General features: G+C 49.5%; 14 protein-coding genes and 2 pseudogenes. 3 read left to right on the forward strand and 13 right to left on the reverse strand.

The window, feature by feature from the left end:
• Window positions 1-438 precede the first annotated feature (438 nt).
• From P3339_RS16720 to P3339_RS16730, 3 genes are all read right to left on the reverse strand, one after another.
• Window positions 439-3,021: a glycoside hydrolase family 3 protein gene (locus tag P3339_RS16720; RefSeq protein WP_282951252.1), complete on the reverse strand. Its 2,583-nt coding sequence runs from the start codon at window positions 3,019-3,021 to the stop codon at window positions 439-441.
• Window positions 3,022-3,341: 320 nt separating this feature from the next.
• The gene (gluP, locus tag P3339_RS16725; RefSeq protein ID WP_282951253.1) at window positions 3,342-4,010 is read right to left on the reverse strand and encodes a glucose/galactose MFS transporter; all 669 of its coding nucleotides are present in this window, start codon (window positions 4,008-4,010) and stop codon (window positions 3,342-3,344) included.
• Between the two features lie 62 nt (window positions 4,011-4,072).
• A complete protein-coding gene (locus P3339_RS16730; protein WP_282951254.1) occupies window positions 4,073-4,672 on the reverse strand; it encodes an MFS transporter in 600 nt (199 codons plus the stop codon).
• A gap of 515 nt (window positions 4,673-5,187) precedes the next feature.
• On the opposite strand from P3339_RS16730, the gene P3339_RS16735 reads away from it, so the two are divergent.
• Both P3339_RS16735 and P3339_RS16740 read left to right on the forward strand, forming a co-directional pair.
• A complete protein-coding gene (locus tag P3339_RS16735) occupies window positions 5,188-6,285 on the forward strand; it encodes a sensor histidine kinase (protein WP_282951255.1) in 1,098 nt (365 codons plus the stop codon).
• Complete coding sequence (locus P3339_RS16740) at window positions 6,282-7,181, forward strand: LytR/AlgR family response regulator transcription factor (RefSeq protein WP_282951256.1); 900 nt, start codon at window positions 6,282-6,284, stop codon at window positions 7,179-7,181. The genes P3339_RS16735 and P3339_RS16740 overlap by 4 nt, the downstream gene beginning before the upstream one ends.
• Window positions 7,182-7,467: 286 nt before the next feature.
• Here the strand turns inward: P3339_RS16740 and P3339_RS16745 are convergent, their stop codons facing one another.
• The 10 genes and pseudogenes from P3339_RS16745 to P3339_RS16790 form a co-directional block, all read right to left on the reverse strand.
• Window positions 7,468-10,467 carry a di-heme oxidoredictase family protein gene (locus P3339_RS16745; RefSeq protein WP_282951257.1) on the reverse strand — a complete coding sequence of 1,000 codons (3,000 nt, stop codon included), beginning with the start codon at window positions 10,465-10,467 and terminating at the stop codon, window positions 7,468-7,470.
• A 389-nt stretch (window positions 10,468-10,856) separates the two neighbouring features.
• Window positions 10,857-12,188, reverse strand: coding sequence for a sugar MFS transporter (locus tag P3339_RS16750; RefSeq protein WP_282951258.1), 1,332 nt, complete (start codon window positions 12,186-12,188; stop codon window positions 10,857-10,859).
• Between the two features lie 352 nt (window positions 12,189-12,540).
• Window positions 12,541-13,497, reverse strand: a complete 957-nt coding sequence (locus tag P3339_RS16755) for an acetyl-CoA carboxylase carboxyltransferase subunit alpha (RefSeq protein ID WP_020411720.1) — start codon at window positions 13,495-13,497, stop codon at window positions 12,541-12,543.
• Between the two features lie 93 nt (window positions 13,498-13,590).
• A complete protein-coding gene (dnaE, locus tag P3339_RS16760; protein WP_282951259.1) occupies window positions 13,591-17,109 on the reverse strand; it encodes a DNA polymerase III subunit alpha in 3,519 nt (1,172 codons plus the stop codon).
• Window positions 17,110-17,167: 58 nt separating this feature from the next.
• A complete protein-coding gene (locus P3339_RS16765; protein WP_020411718.1) occupies window positions 17,168-17,383 on the reverse strand; it encodes a DUF1289 domain-containing protein in 216 nt (71 codons plus the stop codon).
• Window positions 17,376-17,912: a gamma carbonic anhydrase family protein gene (locus P3339_RS16770; RefSeq protein ID WP_282951260.1), complete on the reverse strand. Its 537-nt coding sequence runs from the start codon at window positions 17,910-17,912 to the stop codon at window positions 17,376-17,378. The genes P3339_RS16765 and P3339_RS16770 overlap by 8 nt, the downstream gene beginning before the upstream one ends.
• A gap of 97 nt (window positions 17,913-18,009) precedes the next feature.
• Window positions 18,010-18,531 (reverse strand): methylated-DNA--[protein]-cysteine S-methyltransferase, encoded by a 522-nt coding sequence (locus P3339_RS16775; protein ID WP_020411716.1) that lies wholly within the window; start codon window positions 18,529-18,531, stop codon window positions 18,010-18,012.
• Window positions 18,528-19,118 (reverse strand): DNA-3-methyladenine glycosylase family protein, encoded by a 591-nt coding sequence (locus P3339_RS16780; protein WP_353056935.1) that lies wholly within the window; start codon window positions 19,116-19,118, stop codon window positions 18,528-18,530. The genes P3339_RS16775 and P3339_RS16780 overlap by 4 nt, the downstream gene beginning before the upstream one ends.
• A pseudogene (locus tag P3339_RS16785) lies at window positions 19,104-19,818 on the reverse strand (AlkA N-terminal domain-containing protein); the annotation flags it as partial. The gene P3339_RS16780 and the pseudogene P3339_RS16785, both read right to left, overlap by 15 nt.
• Before the next feature lie 88 nt (window positions 19,819-19,906).
• Window positions 19,907-19,990 (reverse strand): annotated as a pseudogene (locus P3339_RS16790) (hypothetical protein); the annotation flags it as partial.
• Window positions 19,991-20,622: 632 nt separating this feature from the next.
• Here P3339_RS16790 and P3339_RS16795 point away from each other — a divergent pair.
• Window positions 20,623-23,211, forward strand: coding sequence for a thrombospondin type 3 repeat-containing protein (locus P3339_RS16795; protein WP_282951262.1), 2,589 nt, complete (start codon window positions 20,623-20,625; stop codon window positions 23,209-23,211).
• Window positions 23,212-23,525 lie beyond the last annotated feature (314 nt).

Raw genomic sequence — 23,525 nt, forward strand, 5'->3', positions numbered from 1 at the left:
TAACCCGATGTTCCTGGGGCGCTGACGCGCCCCTGACTCAGGGACTTACTGATACTCCTTGTAGCTGGAGAACATGAAAAAGCTTTCCTGAAAGCCTTGACGGCATTTAGGAGGTTAATGGGCTAGCAGGAAAAATTGTCAAGGATGGTTGTTTACTCTGGGGATCGGCTCCGCAAGGTTACTTTGACAAATTTAATTGTTGATTCAATTTCGTAAAGTGCATCTTCCATGGTTGAACCACTGAGGTTATAAAACTCCTCGACAGATTATGGAAGACAATGCGAGTGCTACAGCGGCCTAGAGGGTGATGCACCTCAGAGTTGAATGCGGGCTTTCAAAATCTCTAAAGGGAATCAAGCTTTTATTTGTAGTAGTTCAGATTTGGCCTGAACCAGTCCATTTTATTGAACCTACTTGACCCCCTCAAATATCTCGCTATTAACTTTTACACTGAACAGTTGCAGTTTTTGCCGCTTCTGGAATCAATTTCACATTGGCCACCGCAATTTCCATAGCGCCTTCACTTTCCAAGCGGAAAACACTGAAAATTTTTCCAAAGTCAGCGCCCGCATTAGCAAAACACTGCAGGTCCACAGAGATACGAGTCCAGTCTTTCAGAGGCATGGTTTTCAAGGCAGAATGTAAAGGTACCTTGGCAATACAGCCCTCACCACAAGTCATCCCGGCAAATACCGGCTTTTTCACCTCCCGGTCAACCCGGATATTTAGGCTAAGAGCAGATTTTTCCTCCAGGTAAATATTCAGGTTCTGCATATATTCTGCAGACAACTCTACGGCTCCAGGACGTAAACCTTTCCACTTGATCAGACGGGCATCCTCCTGAGAGGACATGTCAATTGAGGTAACAACGACATTTTCATCATCGTCACTAGCTGCGTAATTACCCGTGACTGGAACTGTCTTGGAATCCCTTTCAACGATATTCAATACCCAGGGAGCCCTGGGACGGGAAACCATTAACCAGGCATCTTCAAGGACTCCCCCAGCAAAATTTTCACTGACTTCAGGCAATTCATTACTCACCAGAGACTCCTCTTTAGCTGTTAAACCATAACCCAACGAGAAAAGTGGCTCATAGTGTTCCTGGTAAGGATTGAGAACGGCTTGGTTAATATACACAGGCCAGCTAAAAGGTAGTTTGCCAGTAAAGTCATAGCGCACCTCACCATTTTCTCCCCTGAACAATACATCTGCTACACCCGCGCCCTCTGAGCCCGGCAACCACGCCGCTACAAAGGCATCTGACGCATTTAGCTCCTTATTCACCCATAGTGGACGTCCAGACAAGAAAACACTGACTATCGACACTTCTTGCTCACGAAGTTTTTTCAGTAGTGCCAAATCTTTTTTACCGCCGCGCTGGTATTCAATATTGGTGATATCTCCGTGCCACTCTGCATAGGGATCCTCACCATAAACGACGATCGCTACTCCAGGTGGCTTGCCATTTGCAAAGGTATCAGCCCCGAAAGATCCATCCACACTCAGGATAGCTTCACCACCAGCCGTTTTTACTGCCAAAGCAATCCCTTCATAAATCGAGGTTGCACCGGGAAAATCAGCTCGGGTATTTCCAGTTCCCTGCCAGGAGATAGTCCAACCACCACTTTGCTTGGAAAGGTTGTCCGCCCCGTCTCCCACCACGAGCACATTCTGGTTGGCAGCCAACGGCAGTAGCTGTTCATTGTTTTTTAACAACACCAGAGATTTGCGCACCGCCTCCCGGGCAATCGCGCGATGCTCATTATTTCCTAAAATGCCACCTTTACCAGCCAACGGCATGTTACGCTCAAATAGGCCTGCGCGAAGCTTCACTCGCAAGATACGACGCACCGCATCTTCTAGACGCTCAGGCTGAATTTCACCGCTCTTGGCTTGAGTAAGCGTATTCTTGTAGAGCGCTTTCCAGTCTGCCGGAACCATAAACATATCCAGACCGGCATTAATTGCTGCGGCACAGCTCTCCAAGGTACAACCTGGCACAAAGCTGTGGCCATTCCAGTCGCCTACAACAAAGCCATCAAAGCCCAAACGCCCTTTCAGGACATCTGTCAGCAGATACTTGTGGCCATGCAACTTCTCACCATTCCAACTATTAAAAGAAGCCATCACAGTCTGCACACCCGCGGGGAGCGCCGTCAGGTAACCAGCGGCGTGCACCTCAGCCAGTTCACGCTCGGGTACCGCATTATCACCCCGGTCTATTCCTCGGGTAGTACCACCATCACCGACAAAGTGCTTGGCAGTGGCTACCAGGTTCTCACCGCGCAAAAAACCCACGCTGCTTTTTATTCCTTGTAGCCCATTAACCATAGCTTTCGCATAATCGGCAACTAGCACAGGATCTTCAGAGTAGCTTTCGTAAGTTCGTCCCCAGCGATCATCGCGAACAACTGCAACTGTTGGTGCAAAGGTCCAGTCAATTCCAGTAACAGCGACTTCGCGAGCTGTCGCACGACCGATACGCTCGATCAAATCTGGATCCCGGGCAGCACCTAAGCCAATATTGTGAGGAAACAGGGTAGCGCCAATTACATTATTGTGACCGTGAACCGCATCGGAACCCCAAATCAGAGGAATAGCGACTCCGCCATCGGAGGTGTCCATAGACGCCTCAAAGAAAGCATCCGAGAGTGCCAGCCAATCCTGGGGAGTAGCAAACTTGTCATTGTTCGGGAAGGCACCGCCACCATTGAGTACCGAGCCCAAGTGATACTTCTTCACATCTTCTGGGGTTACATGACGAATTTCCGCCTGAATTAACTGGCCTACCTTTTCCTCCAGAGACATGCGAGACATTATTTCATTAATACGCGCTTCCAGTTTTTCATCACGTATGAACGCTGGTGCAAGTACAGGCCAGTTCTCGAGATTGCCACCGCCATCACTTACCAGGGATTCACCTTTTCTTGCCTGGCTCTCATTATTCTGCTGTTGGCAACCAGCAAATACTGACGCACAGAGCACAATACCCAGTGAAAAATTTTTACTAAATTTCACAGATAACTCCCAAGTTTTTCCTATCTTGTTAACCAGCTACTATTTTCCAGCTACCCACTGGTATTGCGGGCTTCAAGCTCAATTTTAGAAAATTGGAAACAGGCTAACTTTATTACTTTTATAAATTTATCGGCTCTGGATAATTACAGAATGTCCAAAATACAAACAGGTAAATATCTGACAACTTTTAACAACCCACTCTAACCAGAAACCGCCTGAAAAGGATGAATTCAACCAAAGTGCAATACTTGACCTGAAGCGCCAATAGAAATCCGATGGACTGGTTCAAAATACGGACAAAGTGGAAATATAGACATACCCTATTCCACTGCCGCGCCGCGTAAAGTTGGAGAAAAAGCACCGTAGTAAACGATGTAGCAATAGCACAACATCGGCACTAAAAATGAAAGTTGAATACCAGCATTATCAGCCAGGACACCCTGCATAAGCGGAATCATCGCTCCTCCGACAATGGCCATACACAACACACCACTGCCCTGGCTGGTATGCCTACCTAAACCACGAAGAGCGAGGCTGAAAATGGTTGGAAACATAATGGAGTTACACAGACCTACAGCAACAATCGCCCAAACTGCCACCAGCCCGGAGAAAAGCATTGCCGCTACAATCAGAACAACCGACCCTAACCCACAGACTGCAAGCATTTTGTTCGCGGGTATATATCGCAATAACAAAGCGCCGGCAAAACGACCTAACATGGCACCTCCCCAGTAATAGGAGACAAAGTGTGCAGCCTCTAAGGGGCGCATTTCCGCAACTGAGGGCTCGCCAAAAAAACTGACCAGAAAACTGCCTATAGCCACCTCAGCTCCAACATAGGCAAAAATCGCCACCGCACCCAACGTCAATCTCGGAAAGCGCCATATAGAGAAAACATCACTTTTATTAGCCTCAGCCCCGGGAGCTAATTGATGCCCTGGAATAACGGGCAGGCGTATCCAGGAAAAGAAAGCCACAAGCAGCAACAAGATAACTGCCAGCCAAAAATATGGCTTCTCTACCAGGGCTGCCTCCCGCGCACGGAAGTCAGTCAGAGTAACCGCTGTATCCGGATCAGAAGTGATGGAAAAAGCGGTAAAAAAACAGCTCCGCCAACTATAGGTGCCAACGTGGTACCCAAAGAGTTGAATGCCTGGGTAAGGTTTAATCGACTGGGTGCCGTGCTACTGTGTCCGAGGGCAATAACATAGGGATTTGCCGACACCTGAAGTACTGTAATGCCTGAAGCCAGCACAAATAATCCCAGCAGGAAAACTTCATAGATCTGGAGGCGCGCAGCAGGAATAAATATCAGGCAACCCGCGCAAGCTACTAACAAGCCCAGTACTAATCCTAACTGGTAACCTACCCGCCGTAATAGCAGGCCTGCTGGAACGGATACCAGGAAATAGGCAGCAAAAAAATAAAATTGAACCAGTACTGCGCGGGTATAACTCAGCTCAAAAACATTTTTGAAGTGGGGCACCAGTACATCATTCAGGCCAGTGATAAAGCCCCAAAGTAAAAACAGTGAAGTCAAGGCGGCCAAATTGAAAGGGCCTGGAGCCACGGCAGATTGTTCCGAAGCACCAATACCATTTACAGCCATATCGTTCGAGGGAAGCCTCGACCCGGGCAACATCTGGCTCATTAGAAACCAATCCCCAAATCTCTTCTTTATATATCGGCAATGAAACTGTTTATCCTAAACCCTTTTTAGTCGCTTAAGGATAAACAAGGAAAATTAATGCAGCAGAATGGCCTATTCCAGTCATCGACTTTCTTCTTTTGTCCTTGATTCCAATCTAAAATGTCGCATCACCATTAAAAATGGTTAACGGGCTTAGGGTATTAACCAGTAAAAATATCATTCAACACGTATATTTGCCTTATGGACCCAGATTGCCGAAAGTTACTTGACTAATCACCCCAAAAAGCGACAAGTAGGACCAATTAAAAGGTAAGCCGGAAAGCTGGCGCTCACCAGCTATGGCGGGGCCCGCCAAGCCAAGGTAGTATCTATTGGATAATAATAAGCGCAATTATCAGCGCCTATCCCGTCATTTTCACAATACTAAATAAACGGGACATCATGCAGTACTCCCCCGTCAAACTATAGAACTTAACGCTGATGTTCAGTCGACTCGCTGGTTTTGGAAGTTACAGTTGGTCAGCTGGGCCGGCATCCTGCTGGTTACATTTCTCTCACTCACACTATGGCACTCCCCCTCTGAATGGCCGAAATTTGAACCAGCAAACACCGTGTTCCAATGCGCAGTTGCTTTTGTATTGTCGCTATTCCTCAGGCCCATTTTTGATATAGCTTGGGACTCGGAGCTCGCGGTACGAACCGTCATCTACCTGCTCGCTGTAGCGGTAATTTCAGGCATATGGACACTGGTACGAATGGAGGCTTATATCCGCCTGAGCGGTGAGCATTCTATCTGGTCCGAATTCGGGGGTTGGTATTACGCCTCACTCTTTGTGTTTTTATTCTGGAGCGCCCTGTACTGTGGAGTGAAATACTATATGCTCCTGCAGGATGAGCACAGGAAAATGCTTGATGTAGCTGCAGTCAACGAACGCGAGCAGCTGCGTAGACTCCGGGCGGAAGCTATTGCCAACGAAGCCCAACTGACGATGCTACGTTATCAATTGAACCCTCACTTCCTTTTTAACACCCTGAACTCCATTAATGCCTTAATTCGCTTTCAGCAAGCCGACGAAGCCCGGGAGATGGTAATCCGGCTAAGCGACTTCCTGCGCCTATCCCTAAAAGAGGGGCCAATGCAAAAAGTAGAATTAGAAAGGGAAATTGAAGCCGTTCTACTCTACCTGGAAATTGAGAAGACCCGGTTTGTCGATCGGCTCAGTGTAGATATCGCTATTGATGAAGAAGTCCGCAAAGCCCGGGTTCCCAGTATGCTACTGCAGCCTTTGGTCGAAAACTCAGTTAAATACGCTATTGCCCCCAATGAAAAAGGTGGAACTATAGCAATTCGCGCCCACCGGTCGGGTAACCGCCTAGTACTGAAAGTCAATGATTCAGGCTGCTCGAATGATTCTCCAGAGCAGCAGAACGGCCACACAACCTCTACCGGCGTTGGATTAAAGAACGTGCGCGAGAGACTCTCCAGCCTCTATCCACAAGACTTCCAAATAAAGCAGTTCCAAAAGACCGGTTGCGGGATGATGGTGCATATTGATATCCCGCTGGAAATTTCCACCTCCCCCATAAACCAGACACAGGGAGAAGCCCTATGAATAATTACACCGTCGTGCTAGTGGATGATGAACCCCTGGCCCTCCGGCTGTTAAAAAGCATGCTTGAGGAGTTTTCCGATATAAAAATTGTTGCCTGCTGCCGAAATGGCAGAGAAGCGCTGCAAGCAGTATACGATCACACTCCCGACTTGCTGGTGCTGGATGTGCAAATGCCGGGAATGAATGGCTTCGATGTAGTTTATAACCTGCAGGGAGACATTATGCCCCAGATTATATTCGCCACTGCTTTTGATCAATACGCTCTCAAAGCCTTCGAAGTCCACGCAGTAGATTATATACTCAAGCCGCTAGATGGTAAGCGTCTCCGCACAGCCCTGGAACGGGCTCGGCAACGTCTACAACTGGTGAATACCTCTACTAAACATAGCCATCAGACAGAGAAAAACCGGCTGATGCGCTCCATTGACGATACTGTAAACCAGGGTAACGCCCACAGAGGGGCTACTCTGCCTCAAAACGCTTCCAACCGGTTGGCCATAAAAGACCGCGGTAGTATCACTATGGTGAGCCAGCAGGATATTGAGTGGATTGATGCCGCCGGGGATTATATGTGCGTACATGTAAAAGGAGAGACACATGTTATGCGTAGCACTATTAAAGACTTACAGAAAAAATTGTGTCCTAAGGACTTCAAACGTATTCACCGCTCCACGCTGGTAAACCTTAACTTTATTGAGCACATTAAGGTTCTTACCAAAGGAGAATATTTTCTCACCTTGACCAGTGGCGCGAAAGTAAAGGTTAGCAGAAACTATCGCTTGCCAATCAAAGAGTTCCTGGAGTCCAATCGGCACAAAAATTTAGCCGCCCCCAAGCTTCCTAGTATTCTTTTGACAAAAGATAATTCGAGTCCGAGAAATACCGACAGGGATTAGCTGGTATTTCTATCTGTTAATAAAATCGAAATATCTTTACGACAAATAATTTCTTTTTCACATATAGTCAAGTTTCCAGCACTTCCGATTACACGCACCTATAAAACGAATCATTCGAAAAACTTACATTCCAGGTATCAATGTTAACTGCCATATAAGGATTATCAAATTAATATGGGTTTCCCTTACTACAGTATGCTAGCACTCTCTAGTACTTGGTCAGCAGCATAGGGGCCGGCAATATTCTAAAAATAGCCCCTCTCTTACTTGAGAGGGGCTATTTTTATTAGAGTGATTGCAAGAACATAATTAACGCATTCTTCTCATCCGCCGACATTCGCTCATAAGCTTGTCTCGAATTATTCCCCTCTCCCCCATGCCACAAAATTGCCTCGTCAAGGGTGCGGGCACGACCATCATGAAGATAACTCTCATCTCCACTAACATCGACTCCCAGCCCAATCCCCCAAAGTGGAGGGGTTCGCCACTCAGAACCTGAAGCTACCCCCTCCGGAAGATTATCTGCTAACTCTGGACCCATATCATGGAGCAATAAATCCGTATAAGGGTGAATTATTTGGTTACGAAGTTCCGCCTTTGGATGATAAGCGCTGGTAACCACGGTAGGCGTATGGCAACTGCTACAGCCAGCATTAGTAAACAACTCTTCACCCTTCAGCACAGTATTGTTGTTCAGGTTTCGGCGTGCACTAACGCCCAATAGTGATACATAGTCGACTAAGTCACTAAGATTCTGTTCATTTAATTCACTACCAGCAGCGCCACAGCCTGATTGGACGCTACCGCAATCAGGTAGCGGAAATATCGAAGTCATTACTCCCATATCGGTATTGAGAGCTGCGGCAACTTGCGAAGCAACACTGGCTTGAGCCGCTTTCCAGCCAAAACGACCAATTCGCTGCTCCCCACTCTGCGGGTCACTGACAACCTGCAAACGACCACTAATACCATCGCCATTACTATCGTCTGGATCCGCTTGGGCCACGATAGCGCTTTCAGGAATTGCTTCCAATAGACCCATGCCTACTAATTGTGGAGCAATACGGACGGAATAATACGCAGGGCTATTTCCACTAAACTTGTAGACGGGGCGGCGTAAGCCGTTATTTTCCACCCACGCGCTGAGAGTAACTGTGGCCTCCGGGCTACCATTGATATTTTTAGGCTGTAATACATGACCTAAAAGTGGATCCGCTTCTCCGCTAACAGAACCCACTTTGACTACATACTGGGATAGATCAGAGCCGGTAGTTGCAGATGGGGCCCGGCCATTTTTTTCATGACAGCTAACGCAGGATCGGTTTATATATTGAGGGCCTAATTTATTGGCAACCTCAATGAGCCCAGGATTTTCACTACTCTCATTGTGGGATCCATCACCAAAATCGCTATGATGAATTCGACGACCCCGCACAAAGATTTGGCCGTTTTGCGGAGCAAGATTCGAAGCCATTTGCATAAAATGGTTATCTGCTTCACCTGAATATTGATAGGGGAGAGTAGTGCCCCCTCCCAACCACCCCTTAGTAGGGATAGGGTAGGAATCCTCATGTTCTGTGGCGGGGTCACCAAAGGTGCCCTTTGCTTCCCAAGGCACCAACCCTCCTTGTCCCACAATATAAAGCACGGTAGATCCATAATAATTGGCCCGGCCATTGGGTGGATTAAGTAAAAACTGACTCACCTCCATTTCCATACGATCGCCAGCTTGAAGGGGGCGACCTTCTTTACTGTTAAAATGGATCGTTGTGCTATATCGGGTTACATCCTCAGGATCGCGGTCTAAAAAGACATTGTGGTAGTACTCAGCAACGGTATTGATTCCCCGATAAAAAGCGCGGAACTCGGGTTGGCCCAACTCCCACTCTGTGATCACGTTGATGGTAATATCATTACCACCCTTTGCAACCCGGTCGATAATCTCAACTTGCGCTGTGCGGTGCTCCCAATAAAAAGTAAGGTAATGGTCATAGGCCTGGAATTGATCTTCCCTGGCATGTCTATCCCGGGCTCTATCAGCAAAACGAGTAATGATCGCATCTCCCGTTTCGATAACCGTATCAGGTTCAAGGGGGGTATCACCGTTAAACAGGGGAACAATGTCACTGCGATCAAACAACTCTGCAAGCCACCAAGTTCCACCTACACCATGACCATTTTGATCACCCTGTTGGGAATCACCAGAAAAGAAATATAAAGGACGGCCATTGTAAGCAGCCTGTTGACGACCATCATCACGTACAATAACGTCTAGGCCAGAAATACCTGAAGCTGCCGCATCATTTACTAACAATGGAGGCCAGCTATCAGAGCACTCAATACTACAATTACTATTTGGTGACCCTAAATCGCCATCAAAAAAATAGAGCGCATAGCCGGGAAATTCACTGCCTCTACCCCCAACCAAGAAGCCATTCATTATGCTGGCTTCAGCTACATCAACCGCCAGCGGACAGCCGTGGATATCTACAGATGTTTCCTGTGGCGTATTAGGGCAGAGATCGACACTATCAACTACGCCATCACCGTCACCGTCACCGTCACCGTCACCGTCACCGTCACCGTCACCGTTGTGAGTATAAGTTGCCCACTCAGTAACTTTGGCACAATTACAATCTACATCCCAGTAGGTGAAACGATAGCGGACAACATCACCATTTGAGAGGCCGGTAATATCAAATTTATTTATGCCTCCCGCCTGAGTCATACGGTGATTTAATTGACCAGCGCCATTGAGTGTATAGTGCACATCGGCCCAGCCCTGGCCATTTACAAAAAACCGCGCACTGTTGACATCTTGGGCTTGTATACCTGTATCACTATTTTGCCCATCAGTTTCATCGCCATCGCCATGAACATAATCTCGTAAATCACTATCGATAGCACAGTTACACTCTTGATCAAAGTAGGTGAAGCTGTACCTCACCGTGGCACCCAGATGTAAATCATCCAGAAAGAGTGTTTGGCGGTTACCGGATTGTTGCATCCGTACATTTTGTTGCACACCACCGTTTACTTGGTAATGCACATCGGCCCAGCTACCGACATTAACAAAAAATTCAGCTGAGCCCTCATCTGTAAATTGAATACCGCCAATTCCATTTTGTATCGCCTGCAAACCCACGGCATGGTTAGCAGCGAGAAAAAACACAGCACAAAAAATGACACCCACCTTAACCGGCTTGCGCAATTGGTTTAAGTACTTGAAAAACAGCTTGGTTGAAAGGTATTGCACTCTAGCCTTCCGAGCATCATAGATATTCATAATTATCTTTCCTTCCCGGTTAATTACTCTTGACTTACTCTTATATTGGAACTTCAACCTACGAAATATCAAAAAAAAGAAATTTTTCACAAAGCTCTCACGAAAGAAAGCGGCCACACGGAACCAAAAAATTTATCCAGAAGCTTCACTCAAAAATTTAATCCAGCTTAGTGTCAAGGGAGGCACAAGAGTTCAATAAAAAATCAATGTCACATAAAGATAAATCCCGCCAATCAATGCACCCGAATGGACATCATTAAACCTACCTGATCAAGGAGCTTAAGCTCGCTTATCTAAATCAACCTTAAGCCTAATATTTTTCTTAGGAACAGAAAAAAGCCGACATAAAATGTCGGCAAAACGAGCTCAGATGAGAGTATAAAAACAACTTAAGCGCACTTATTTGGCTGGTGTCCGATCACACCGTAGTAAAGGATATACAGATAACAAAAAACCGGTAGGACAAACGCAAGCTGCACACCCACTTGATCGGCAAGTACTCCTTGCAACAATGGCACAACAGCCCCGCCAACTATCGCCTGACATAAAATACCAGACCCTTGACTGGTAGCCGTGCCCAGTTTCGCCAGGGCCAGGCTAAATATTGTCGGGAACATAATGGAGTTACACAAACCAACCGCCAACACAGCATACATTGCGAGATGCCCACTGCCGGTAATCGTGATCATTAGAAGTAAACAAGAGCCAATAGAACAGATAGCCAGCACTTTTCCGGCAGATATATAGTGCATCACCAGCGCACCAGCAAAACGTCCCACCATTGCACCGCCCCAATAAAGGGAAATATAAAATGCGGCTTCGGACTCTTCCAACCCGGCAATAGAGTCCTCCGCTATAAAATTCACCAGAAAGCTACCAATGGATACCTCTGCACCCACGTAAAGAAATATGGCTACAGCACCAAGTACCAAGTGGCGATGGCTCCAAGCCGACCCGGAAATCTCTTCAGATTCGGGCAGCCTGTTGGCACTGACGATATTAGGTAGTTTCAGGTATCCAAATACAATTGCCAACAATGCCAGGGCCACGGCCAATATCAAATAGGGGATTTCTACGGAAGTGGCGCCGACGGCACCAGCAGCAACACCTGCAGCGGGAAGAATTAACAGCGCCCCAAATTGTGGAGCCACAGTTGTTCCCAAAGAATTAAATGCCTGGGTCATTGTTAAACGACTGGCAGCAGTACTCTCTTTACCTAGCACAGCGACATAAGGGTTTGCCGACACCTGCAAAATGGTAATACCAGAGGCCAAAATAAAAAGCGCCCCCAGAAATAGCGCATAGGTTTCCATACGCCCAGCGGGAATAAATATTAGACATCCAATTACCGAAACAGCTAACCCAGTTACTATCCCTTTTTGGTAACCGATACGAGAAAGTAAAAAACCAGCAGGTAAGGAAACCAGGAAATAGGCCCCAAAGAAACAGAACTGCACTAACATTGCCTGGGTATAACTCAGACTAAATATTTCTTTGAGGTAGGGAATCAGAATATCATTCAAACAGGTAATAAACCCCCACAAAAAAAACAGGGAGGTTAAAGCCACCAACGCAAAACTATTTCCAGGTTTTTCACCAGTTTGCAACTGCTCGGTATCCGTTGCTGTATTACTCTGCAAAATTGCCATAATTATTGTTCCACAGACCTCAGCAATATCGCCCACCCATAGCTGGAGATCATTGCCAATCAAACCACTCATTATTCTTCCAGCTTTCTAACATGGAGCTACATCAACTCCGCAGGTCTTTTCGATAAGAGGGGTCAAAACAGGGGCAATGTGGACACGCAGGTAACTATTCCGCTAGCCATACCCAGCTGCTTAAGAAAAGCGCTCAAAAGCAATTGAAACCAGCAAGTTAAGGAGCAGATCGTTTGGAGGAAGACAAAACCAGCGGCTTAATGTCTTGGGAAACAATCAAAAGACAACGCCAAGTTGCAAGCTGAGAAGCTAGCTAAGGGCCATTAACAGAGGAAAAAAAGAAGGGGAAGGTCTGTAGCCGGCCCTCGATTCTCCAGTAAGACGCCGGCCACAAAACTCTTTTCTTAAGGGGTTAGGAAACGATATTACCGTAGCTCATCAGGCGCTGATAACGTTTCTCCAACAATTCATCAATTGGAATACTGCTCAGCTGATCCAGCTGTTCACCGAGACGCTCTCTCAGACTCAAAGCCATGGCATCGGGGTCGCGGTGTGCACCACCGAGGGGCTCGGGAATTGTTTCATCTACGATACCCAGCTCTTCCAGCACACTGGAGGTCACCCCCATAGCCTCAGCAGCTAACGGGGCTTTTTCCACCGTTTTCCAGATAATATTGGCGCAGCCCTCCGGGGAGATCACAAAGTAAGTGGAGTATTGCAGCATATTGAGCTGGTCTCCCACGCCAATAGCCAATGCACCACCTGAAGAGCCTTCACCAATCACGGTACAAATAATCGGCGTGCGCAAACGGGACATCACAGCTAAATTCTGGGCGATGGCTTCACTAATACCGCGCTCTTCACTATCAATACCGGGGTAAGCTCCCGGGGTATCAATCAGGGTGAGCACCGGCATTTTGAAGCGCTCGGCCATTTCCATGATACGCAGAGCCTTGCGGTAACCCTCTGGTTTCGGCATACCAAAATTGCGCGCAACTTTTTCATTGACGGAGCGGCCTTTCTCTTCCCCAATCACCGCCACCGGTTTGCCGTTTAGGCGGGCGATACCGGCAATAATTGCCTTATCGTCGCCAAAGTGGCGATCGCCATGCAGCTCATCCCAGTCGGTAAATAAGCGCTCTATATAGTCCTTGGAATAGGGACGCTGTGGGTGACGCGCTACCTGCACAACCTGCCAGGGGGTGAGCTCAGAGTAGATAGACTCAGTCAGGTTTCTGCTTTTTTCCCTCAGCCGGGTAACCTCTTCGGCAATATTCAGTTCGTTGTCGTCACCGACCAGCTGCAACTCTTTAATTTTGCTTTCCAGCTCTGCAATTGGCTGCTCAAACTCGAGAAAGTTGAAATTCATGAAATCTGCGCCTTTAACTCTTTCCAACGCCACCGGGCATTCACAGCGGCATAGCTTAACTGTACAGAACCGACCAGTCGAGTCCGGTGGACTTTAACGCCTTTCAGCGTATTGAAGCGCCACCTGCTCTCTTCCCAACAACTCTCGCAGGGACTGAACCATCTGGTCATTCGGCTCAACATTCCACTCGGGTGGAAGGCGGTAGAGACCTCGCGCATCGTGACGCACGACTTCCAGGCTGACCCTGCATTTACCACCGGTATAAGGCTGCAAGCAGGAGGCCAATCGTTTTGCCAAACCCGGCGTCGCAGTGCCACTGACAACCTGTAAACGCAAACCACTCACGCTGCTCTGGCGCAATTCATCCAGAGTTGACACTCCATTGACCGTCATTTTCAGACCGCCACTGTAATCATCATTCGCCACAGGCCCGTCCAGCACCAGCAGCGCATCCTTGGCCAACTTTTCCCGATGCTCACCAAAAGCCTCGCTGAACATAGCCGCCTCAATACGACCACTGCGGTCGTCCAGGGTGACAATTGCCATGGAGTCGCCACGCTTGGTCTTCATCACTCGCAAAGCGACAACCAACCCCGCCACTTTTTGCGATTCGCGCCCCGGCTTCAAGTCGGCAATGCGCGCCTTAACCAAGTGCTGCAGCTCATCAGCGTACTCATCAATAGGGTGGCCCGTCAGGTAAAGTCCCAGAGTATTTTTTTCACCCTCCAGGCGCTCACGAATACTCCAGCAACGGGTGCGACGAAAATCTTCGTAAACATCACCATCGGATGCCTGGGGTACCACTTCGCCAAAAAGGTCCATCATGCCTGCATTGGCATTGGCCTTTTGCTGTTCAGCAGCCTTCACTGCCTCGTCCAGGGCGTTAAACAGCACCGCACGAGAATAATCCAGACCATCATTGCCGCCGGTATCCGGCCCAATACTGTCTAGAGCACCAGAGCGAACCAACGCCTCCAGAGCACGCTTGTTTACCTTGCGAGGATCAACCCGCGAGCAGAAGTCGAACAGATCACTAAAGGGCCCGCCCTCCTCCCGCGCCGCGATAATATTCTCGATAGGCCCCTCTCCAAGTCCTTTAATGGCACCAAGACCGTAGATAATTCGGTTGTCGATATCCACCGAGAACTGGAAACTACCCAGGTTCACATCGGGCGGCACCAACACCAGCTCCATGGCCCGGCACTCTTCGATAAAGGTCACCACCTTATCGGTCTTATCCATATCCGAAGACATGGTCGCAGCCATAAACTGGGCTGGGTAGTGCGCTTTCAGCCAGGCAGTCTGATAAGACACCAAGGCGTAAGCTGCCGAGTGAGACTTGTTAAAACCGTAACCCGCGAACTTCTCTACCAGGTCGAAGATCTTAATCGCAAGTTCGGGGTCAATTCCTTGCTCTTTTGCCCCATTTTCAAAAGTGGCCCTCTGTTTGGCCATTTCCTCCGGTTTCTTTTTACCCATTGCCCGGCGCAGCAGGTCAGCGCCACCAAGGGTATACCCCGCCAACTCCTGGGCGATCTGCATGACCTGTTCCTGGTAAACGATTACCCCGTATGTGGGCTCCAGGATCGGCTTTAACTTTTCATGCTGGTATTTGGCATCCGGGTAGGCCACCTGGGCGCGACCGTGCTTCCGGTTAATAAAGTCATCAACCATCCCCGATTGCAGCGGACCCGGGCGGAACAGGGCCACCAGGGCGATCATATCTTCCAGGTTGTCCGGCTGTAGGCGCTTGATCAGATCCTTCATACCCCGGGATTCCAACTGGAACACCGCTGTAGTTTCTGCCCGCTTGAGCATCTTGAAGGTTTCATCATCGTCCAGCGGCAGCGCGGCGATATCCAGAGGTTCCAACCCCTCGCGCGCGCGCGTCTCATCCACCATGCGCTTGGCCCAGTCGATAATGGTCAGTGTCCGCAGGCCGAGGAAGTCGAACTTCACCAGGCCGGCATCTTCCACATCGTTTTTATCGAACTGGGTTACCAGGCCAGCGCCGGTCTCATCACAATAAAGCGGAGCAAAATCAGTGAGCTTGGTGGGGGCGATAACCACACCACCGGCGTGCTTGCCCACATTGCGCGAAACCCCTTCCAGCTGCAGGGCCATCTCCCAGATTTCCTGGCCCTCATCGTCACTTTCCAGGAACTCCCTGAGTACATCCTCCTGATCGTAAGCCTTCTGCAATGTCATACCCACATCGGGGGGGATCATCTTAGACAGCTTGTCGGCTAGGCCGTAGGACTTGCCCTGCACCCTCGCCACATCACGCACCACTGCCTTTGCAGCCATGGTGCCGAAAGTAATAATCTGGCTCACCGCCTGGCGGCCGTAGTTATCCGCTACATAACCAATAACCCGGTCGCGCTTCTCCATACAGAAGTCGATATCGAAGTCGGGCATCGAAACCCGTTCCGGGTTGAGGAATCGCTCAAACAGCAGATCGTATTGCAGCGGGTCAAGATCGGTAATATCCAGAGAGTAGGCCACCAGGGAGCCTGCACCGGAACCACGCCCCGGCCCCACCGGGATATCGTGGTCCTTGGCCCACTGGATAAAGTCCATCACGATCAGGAAATAGCCGGGGAATCCCATCTGGATGATGATATCCAGTTCAAAACGCAGGCGATCCTCATACACTTGGCGCCGCTGGGCGTAATCGGCAGCGGTCTTATCCAGGATCTTCTCCAGTCGCCGCTCCATTCCCTCATAGGACACCTTCTCAAAGAACTGGTCTTCAGTCATGCCCTCGGGAATCGGGTACTCAGGCAGGAAGTACTTACCCAGCTGAATCGGTGCGGAACAGCGTTTAGCGATCTCTACAGTATTTTGCAAAGCTTCGGGAATATCGCTGAACAGCTCCCACATTTCTTCCGATGTGCGGAAATACTGCTCGGCGGAATAACGGCGCTCACGGCGTGGATCATCAAGAGCACGGCCTTCATGGATGCATACACGCACTTCATGGGCCTCAAACTCGCTCTCTTCCATAAAGCGCACGTCGTTAGTGGCAACCACAGGTAAATTCAGGGCCCGGGCCAATTCCACTGCAGCGTGCAGGTAATCTTCATCCCCGGCGCGACCAGTGCGCTGCAGCTCCAGGTAATAGCGACCAGGGAATAGTTCCGCCCATTCACTGGCCAGTTCCTCAGCCTGAGCACGGCGTCCGGCAACCAGGGCGCGGCCCACATCGCCGTACTTGGCCCCGGACAACATGAGCACCCCTTCGCTGTACTCTTTCACCCATTCACGTTTGATATAGGCATTGCCGTGGTACTGCCCTTCCATCCAGGCGCGGGAAATCAGTTCAGTGATATTGCGATAGCCATCGCCGTTCATGGCATAGAGGGTGATCAGCGTAGGCTTACCCTCGCCGCCCTCACTGAGCCAGAAATCTGCAGCAGTTATAGGTTTAATGCCGGTCCCGAGGCAGGCCCGGTAGAATTTTATCTGGCCATACAGATTGCACTGATCGGTAAGAGCCAGGGCAGGCATTTCGAGCTCCTGCGCTCGTGCAACTGCCGGCTTAATACGTACCAGGCCATCAATCAGAGAGAATTCAGAGTGGATTCTTAAATGGACAAAAGGTTGGGTCATATTCGCGTTTGATTCCAGGCCCTGCGGAGCTAGGCCCCCGCAAAGCGCATTCAATGATTTACCAGAGTCGGCCCATTTGCCGCGCTCGCTCGGTGCAGAGCTTCAGAACTGCACGGCGCTCATCGTTGCTCATGGAGCCCCAACGACTGATCTCCATACCACTGCGAAAGCAACCCTCGCAAACATCTTGGTCGTTGAGTGCACATACGGAAATACAGGGGGACTTAACCGGGTGCTCTTCAGGCACCGCAGTTTTTACAGATTGTTCAGACATCCTCAGCCTCGAGCAGAGCCAACTCGCTGGCAAAATATTTACCGTTGGCCGCATAGTGATCGCTGCTGGCTTTCAGCAGCGCATAGGCAGCGGGATCGAGAGTTTTTATCACCTTACCGGGAGTACCCACAACCATCGAATAGTCGGGAATCACCGTGCCCTCAGTCACCAGCGCATTGGCGCCGATAATACAGCACTTACCGATTTTGGCCCGGTTTAAGATCACGGCGTTGATACCTATCAAGCTGTAATCACCAATATCACAGCCGTGCAGCATCACTTTATGGCCTACAGTGACACCGGTACCGATTGTCAGCGGCGTACCCGGATCGGCGTGCAGCACAGAGCCATCCTGCACATTACTATTTTCACCGATGGTGATCTGCGCACAGTCACCACGCACCACCGCATTAAACCACACAGAGCTGTTCGCTAGCATACGCACATCGCCAATCACATGGGCACCGGGCGCGATATAGTGGCCCTCACCTTCCAGTTGCGGCTGTTTATCCCCCAATCTGTACAGCATTTGGCCTCCGGCTCAATATGATTATGAACCGTTTATTATCCCGCGCCAAAGGGCCTATGGCTAGCAGGTGGCACTTGTGCTTTTCACTTTCCGAGCACTAAAGCAACTCACCCTGACTTACAAAGTTGGCTCCTTCCAGCTTCAAAAGCCGAGCCTTCAGTGGCAGGCCTCCGGCATAACCGGTAAGGCTGCCATTCGCACCAATTACCCGGTGACAGGGAATTATCACCGCTACCGGGTTGGCACCATTGGCCCGCGCTACCGCGCGAATAGCACGAGGCTGCCCTAAGAGCTGTGCCTGCTGGCTATAACTGCGGGTCTCACCAAAGGGAATCTGCAACAGGGCGTCCCATACTCGCCGTTGGAATTCGGTCCCCCGCGGGGCCAGGGGCAGATCGAAATTTTTCCGCTTCCCGGCAATATATTCTCGCAACTGCTGAGCAGCTTTTTCGATAAGATCAGAGGTTTCTCTTTTCCAACCCGGCCCAGCGCGAAGCGGGCGCTCACTATCGTAAAACTGCAACGAAACAATACCCCTGGCTTCACCCTCATTTACCTGACCAGAGGCCGCTATGGCAACTTCACCCAGTTCTGTGGTGTAACTCTCATAAAAAATCATTTCTGCTCTCCAGATTTCAGGGACTGCCACAGCAGGATTGCCCCGTAAGCCCGCCAGGGCCTCCACTTTTCAGCCCTCGCCAGGGCTTCTTTTGGTTTTGCCTTTAGACCTTTACTGCCCAGTGCTTGCAAAATTCCCAGGTCTGAAGATGGGAAGGCATCCGGCATGGATAGCCCGCGCATGGCAATGTATTGTGCTGTCCAATCGCCGATACCCGGCAATGCAGTGACCTGCGTACACCAATCCTCCAAGGACTGCTCGCCAAAATTAACCCGGCCATCAAGTGTTGCGTCAACAAACTCTCGCAAAGTATTGGCCCGGGTACGTGTCAGCCCCAAGCCGGTAAAATCCGCCTCAGCAAGTTGTTTTGCAGTGGGAAACAGGAACCTCTCAACTCCAGAGTCATCCACAAAGGACTCCCCATAGCGAGCCACCAGGCGCCCCGCAATCGTGGTAGCCGCTGCCACACTGATTTGCTGCCCAAGTATTGCCCGCAAAGCGTATTCAAATGGGTCCCAGGCTCCGGGTAAGCGCAGGCCCGGTCGCTGTGCCAGCTGTCTCTTCAGCAAGGGGTCTTCATTTAACACTGCCTGGATCTCCGCTGTATCAGCATCCAGGTCAAACAATCGACGAAGACGCTGATTAAGCAGGTACAAGCCGGTACCACCCTCCTGCCCGGATACCTCCACTACCAAGCGGTTTCTCTCTGGATCGTGGGTCACCCGCATCACTCCACGCCCCCTCCAACGCAAAACTGCGTAAATACTCGCAGTCCCTTACCTGCTCTACCCCCGTCAGGGCTCTGGTACGGAGGAATGCCAGCAATTGCTGCCAATCCAATGGTGGGCGGTAATCGAGATAGAGCCGTACTTTTGTAGAAACACCATATTTCAGCCGCCTATTATGGCCCTCCCTGCGCACCTCGGATGGTGTGCGTTGGTAAATCTGTTTAAACACACCATTAAATCGACGCAAGCTGTTAAATCCCGATTCATAAGCAATTTCTGCTACCGGCAAATTGGTATCACGCAATAAACGAAAGGCAAAAAGCGCCCGCTCAGTCTGCCATACCGACAAAGGGCTCACACCCAAGTGCTCAGCAAACAAACGTCGAAGGTAACGACTGCTGACCCCAAGGCGCTCCGCCAGCCGTTCCACTGAATGAGGCTCCCGTTCGCTGCGCATCAACTTCAGTGCCCGCTGTACGGTGGTAGAGACCAGTTCCCAGGCCGGACTGCCTGGGGCAGAGTCTGGCCGGCAGCGTAAACAGGGCCTGAAGCCAGCACTCGCGGCCTCTGCCGCAGTGGCAAAGTAAGTAACGTTCTGCTCGAGGGGGGCGTGCGGGGCAGATGGGACGGCAAAAAATCCCGGTGGTTTTCACCGCTGTAAAAAAACGTCCATCGAAACGACGATCGCGAGCCAGTCGCGCACTGGAGCAAACTGCAGCATCAATTTTCATAAACCCCTCCCGTTTCTGACTACCAGTGTATGGATTCCACGCCCATGGAACTAGTCAAAAACGGAACTGGCCATTTTTAAAAAACTGACTAACTGGTCTCACTCAATTGGAAGCAGGCTTATATATCAGTAGCAATAACGGCAGTAACACTTGCGCAGAGAATGCATAAATTTTTTCGCTTACTGGAAAAAATCAGGCTAAAGCATAAATAACAATACAAGTATGAATTTAAAAGTATCTTCGACTCATAGTCCTTTTCTTATATCTGCCTGACACTTTTGCCTAAACATGTTTAACACAACATCTGCGCGAACATTCCCAACCAAATGGCGGAGTTTTATTTTTTAAAATTACAAGAGATATAAACCAGAAAATAGCCCGCCATTTTTTCATCGACCTTCACACATCCAACACCAAAACAACGCATATTAAACGGCACAAAGTCCGGTGCCGTAGTTACATACAAAAGTATTAGCGATTTATCTGCACGACCCCGGAACTATCTACAGGGAAGTAGAGACCGGGAAACTAGTGAAAATAATTTTTATACTTTTCCGACGTTAACCGACGAGATCCATCTCTTCTTCTCCGACAGATAACAAAAATAAAATTTGTTTTCGGAGACTTTAACCATGCCCCAAATACCGCTAATTATATTTTTTCTCTCAATATTATTTTTAAGTGCCTGTGGATCCGACGGTGGCCGGGGAGATGCTGCCGAAGATCTATTGCCAGGCGCCAGTATTGTGGACACTGACGGAGACGGGATTGAAGACAGCAGGGATAACTGCCCAAGCATCAGCAATTCCAGCCAGGATGACACCGATAAAGACAGCAATGGTGACGCATGCGATAGCGATGACGACGGTGATACCCATTCAGACTCCGACGACAACTGCCCGCTAACAGCCAATTCTGACCAAGCAGATAGTGATGGCGATGGCATTGGCAATGCCTGTGATGAAGATCTTGACGGCGATGAAATTAATAATGACAGCGATAACTGCCCCGCTGACGCAAATCATGAGCAGGGCGATATAGACAACGATAGCGTCGGTGATGCCTGCGATAATGACCGTGATGGCGACGATTACACCAATAGCCTGGACAACTGTCCGGATACAGCCAATCCCGACCAAGCGGATCAGGATAATGATGGCATTGGCGACCTCTGTGATGCCGATAGTGATAGTGACAATGACGGCCTGGACGATGGCGCCGACAATTGTCCACATACACCAAATCCCGACCAGAAAGACGCCGATGGAGACGGCATAGGCGATGCCTGCGATAGCGATAGAGACGGCGACGGTTTTGATAACGACTCTGACAACTGCCCGAATGTCCCCAACGCTTCGCAGGATGACCAGGATAACGATGGTATTGGTGACACTTGCGACTCCGACCTCGACAATGATGGCACTGAAAACGATACCGACAACTGCCCTTCTATTAGCAACCCCGACCAAAGTGATATCGACTCTGACGGCGAAGGGGATGCCTGTGACAGCGACGATGATGCTGACGGTATTGACGATGACTCCGACAACTGCCCCGCAGATGCCAATGAGGACCAGACCGACACCGACAATGACGGCACCGGAGATATCTGTGACAGCGACCGCGATAATGACGGTGTAGAAAACAGCAATGATAACTGTCCGCTGGAACCCAATGAAGACCAGACCGACACAGACGGAGATGGCTACGGTGATGCCTGTGACGACAATACCGATAGCGACGGGGACCTAATTCCAGATAGTATCGACAACTGCGTTAATGTACCCAACCCCGACCAGCTAGACCTGGATGGTGACACCGTAGGCGACGCCTGTGATAGCGATCTCGATGGAGATACCGTCGACAACAATAGCGATAACTGCGTCTATATTCCCAACCAGGATCAAGCGGATAATGATAGTGATGGCCAGGGAGACATTTGCGATTCCGACGATGACAATGACGGCGTAGATGACCTCACCGATAACTGCCAGCTTGTTCCCAACTCCGATCAAACAGATACCGATGGCGATAGCATTGGTGACGCCTGTGATTCCGACCTAGATGGCGACGGCATATTAAATGAGGTCGATAACTGTCCCCTTGTCAGCAATACACTGCAGGAGGACCAGGACGGCGATGGTATTGGTGATGCTTGTGACTTGGACAGTGATAGCGACAACGATGGCCATGACGATGGTGAGGACAATTGCCCGGCAGATGCAAATCCCGATCAAGCAGACCAAGATGGAGACAATATCGGCGACGTTTGTGATAACGATCGCGACGGCGACGGAGTAATCAACGATCTCGATAACTGCCCTCTGACTCCAAATGACCAAACCGACAGTGACAACGACGGTACTGGTGATGCCTGCGATGATGACGTTGATGGAGATGGCATTGAAGATAATGTCGACAACTGTCCAGCAGTACCAAATGGTGGGCAGGAAGATAGCGACAACGATGGTGTCGGTGATGCCTGTGATCATGACCAGGATAACGACGGCTCAGATGACGGCGCAGATAACTGCCCCACTATTCCCAACCCAAACCAGACTGACACTGACGGTGACGGTCTGGGAGATGCCTGCGACCCGGATGTGGATTATGACGGTGTAGAAAATGATATCGATAACTGTCCACAAACCATCAACCCTCACCAGGAAGACTCAGATAATGATGGCGTAGGAGATGCCTGTGATTTCGATAGTGTACTTTCCTGTACCTCTTTCGAAGGTCTTGAAGTTATGGATGGTGTGAGTGCTGAGTTGGTCAACGGCATAACCTCACCTTGCGATGGATGTTCAGTAACATCTATCGACAAGGTAACCAACGGAATACTCTCCGATGCAGCCAGAATAGAGGTAGTTAGCGGTGCTGGAGGCAGCGCCTATATCCAGATAAATCACGACAATATTAAGAGCGGCCGCTACATGATTGGCTTCCTGGTGGAAAATGGCAATTCACCGCTCGATGAGATCGAACTGAACAGCATTGTTATCGGTACTTACCTGGATGGCATAGCCACTGGCGAGACTACAAGTGGTTATATGCTCGCCCCCTTCAAAGTGAACGGAGCGCACTATCACCGTCTACTCCTTGCAAATACCCAGGCTGACTTTGATCAGGTTCGCCTAAGCCTGAAAGGCCTGAACTCTATTAATAACAAGCTGGATGTTTATCTAGCCTGCGCGGTACCGATTGACCAGCAACCATAAGCTTATTAATCATCGAAGCAGCAGCCCTAAAAAGGGCTGCTGCTTTCACTATCACCATAAAAAGTACCTTTCATTTTTTCTACACAGCCCCTTCAAGGTATTAGCTTAATTTAATCGCCGATTACTATTAAGCCTGCAGTCACGCCTAATTAATAGATAAATCCGCCAGAATAATTTCAAACCTATCTTATTCAGCACAGGTTAAGTCAGCGATTCACATACTGGCAACACCCTTCCTGGAAGAGCTACCTCTTCTATAGCAGGAAAGAAACAATCTTCCGAAGCATTAAACCGCTGTTTTGATTCCAATTTTT

This window comes from Microbulbifer sp. MLAF003, assembly GCF_030012965.1.
GTDB classification, from domain to species: domain Bacteria; phylum Pseudomonadota; class Gammaproteobacteria; order Pseudomonadales; family Cellvibrionaceae; genus Microbulbifer; species Microbulbifer variabilis.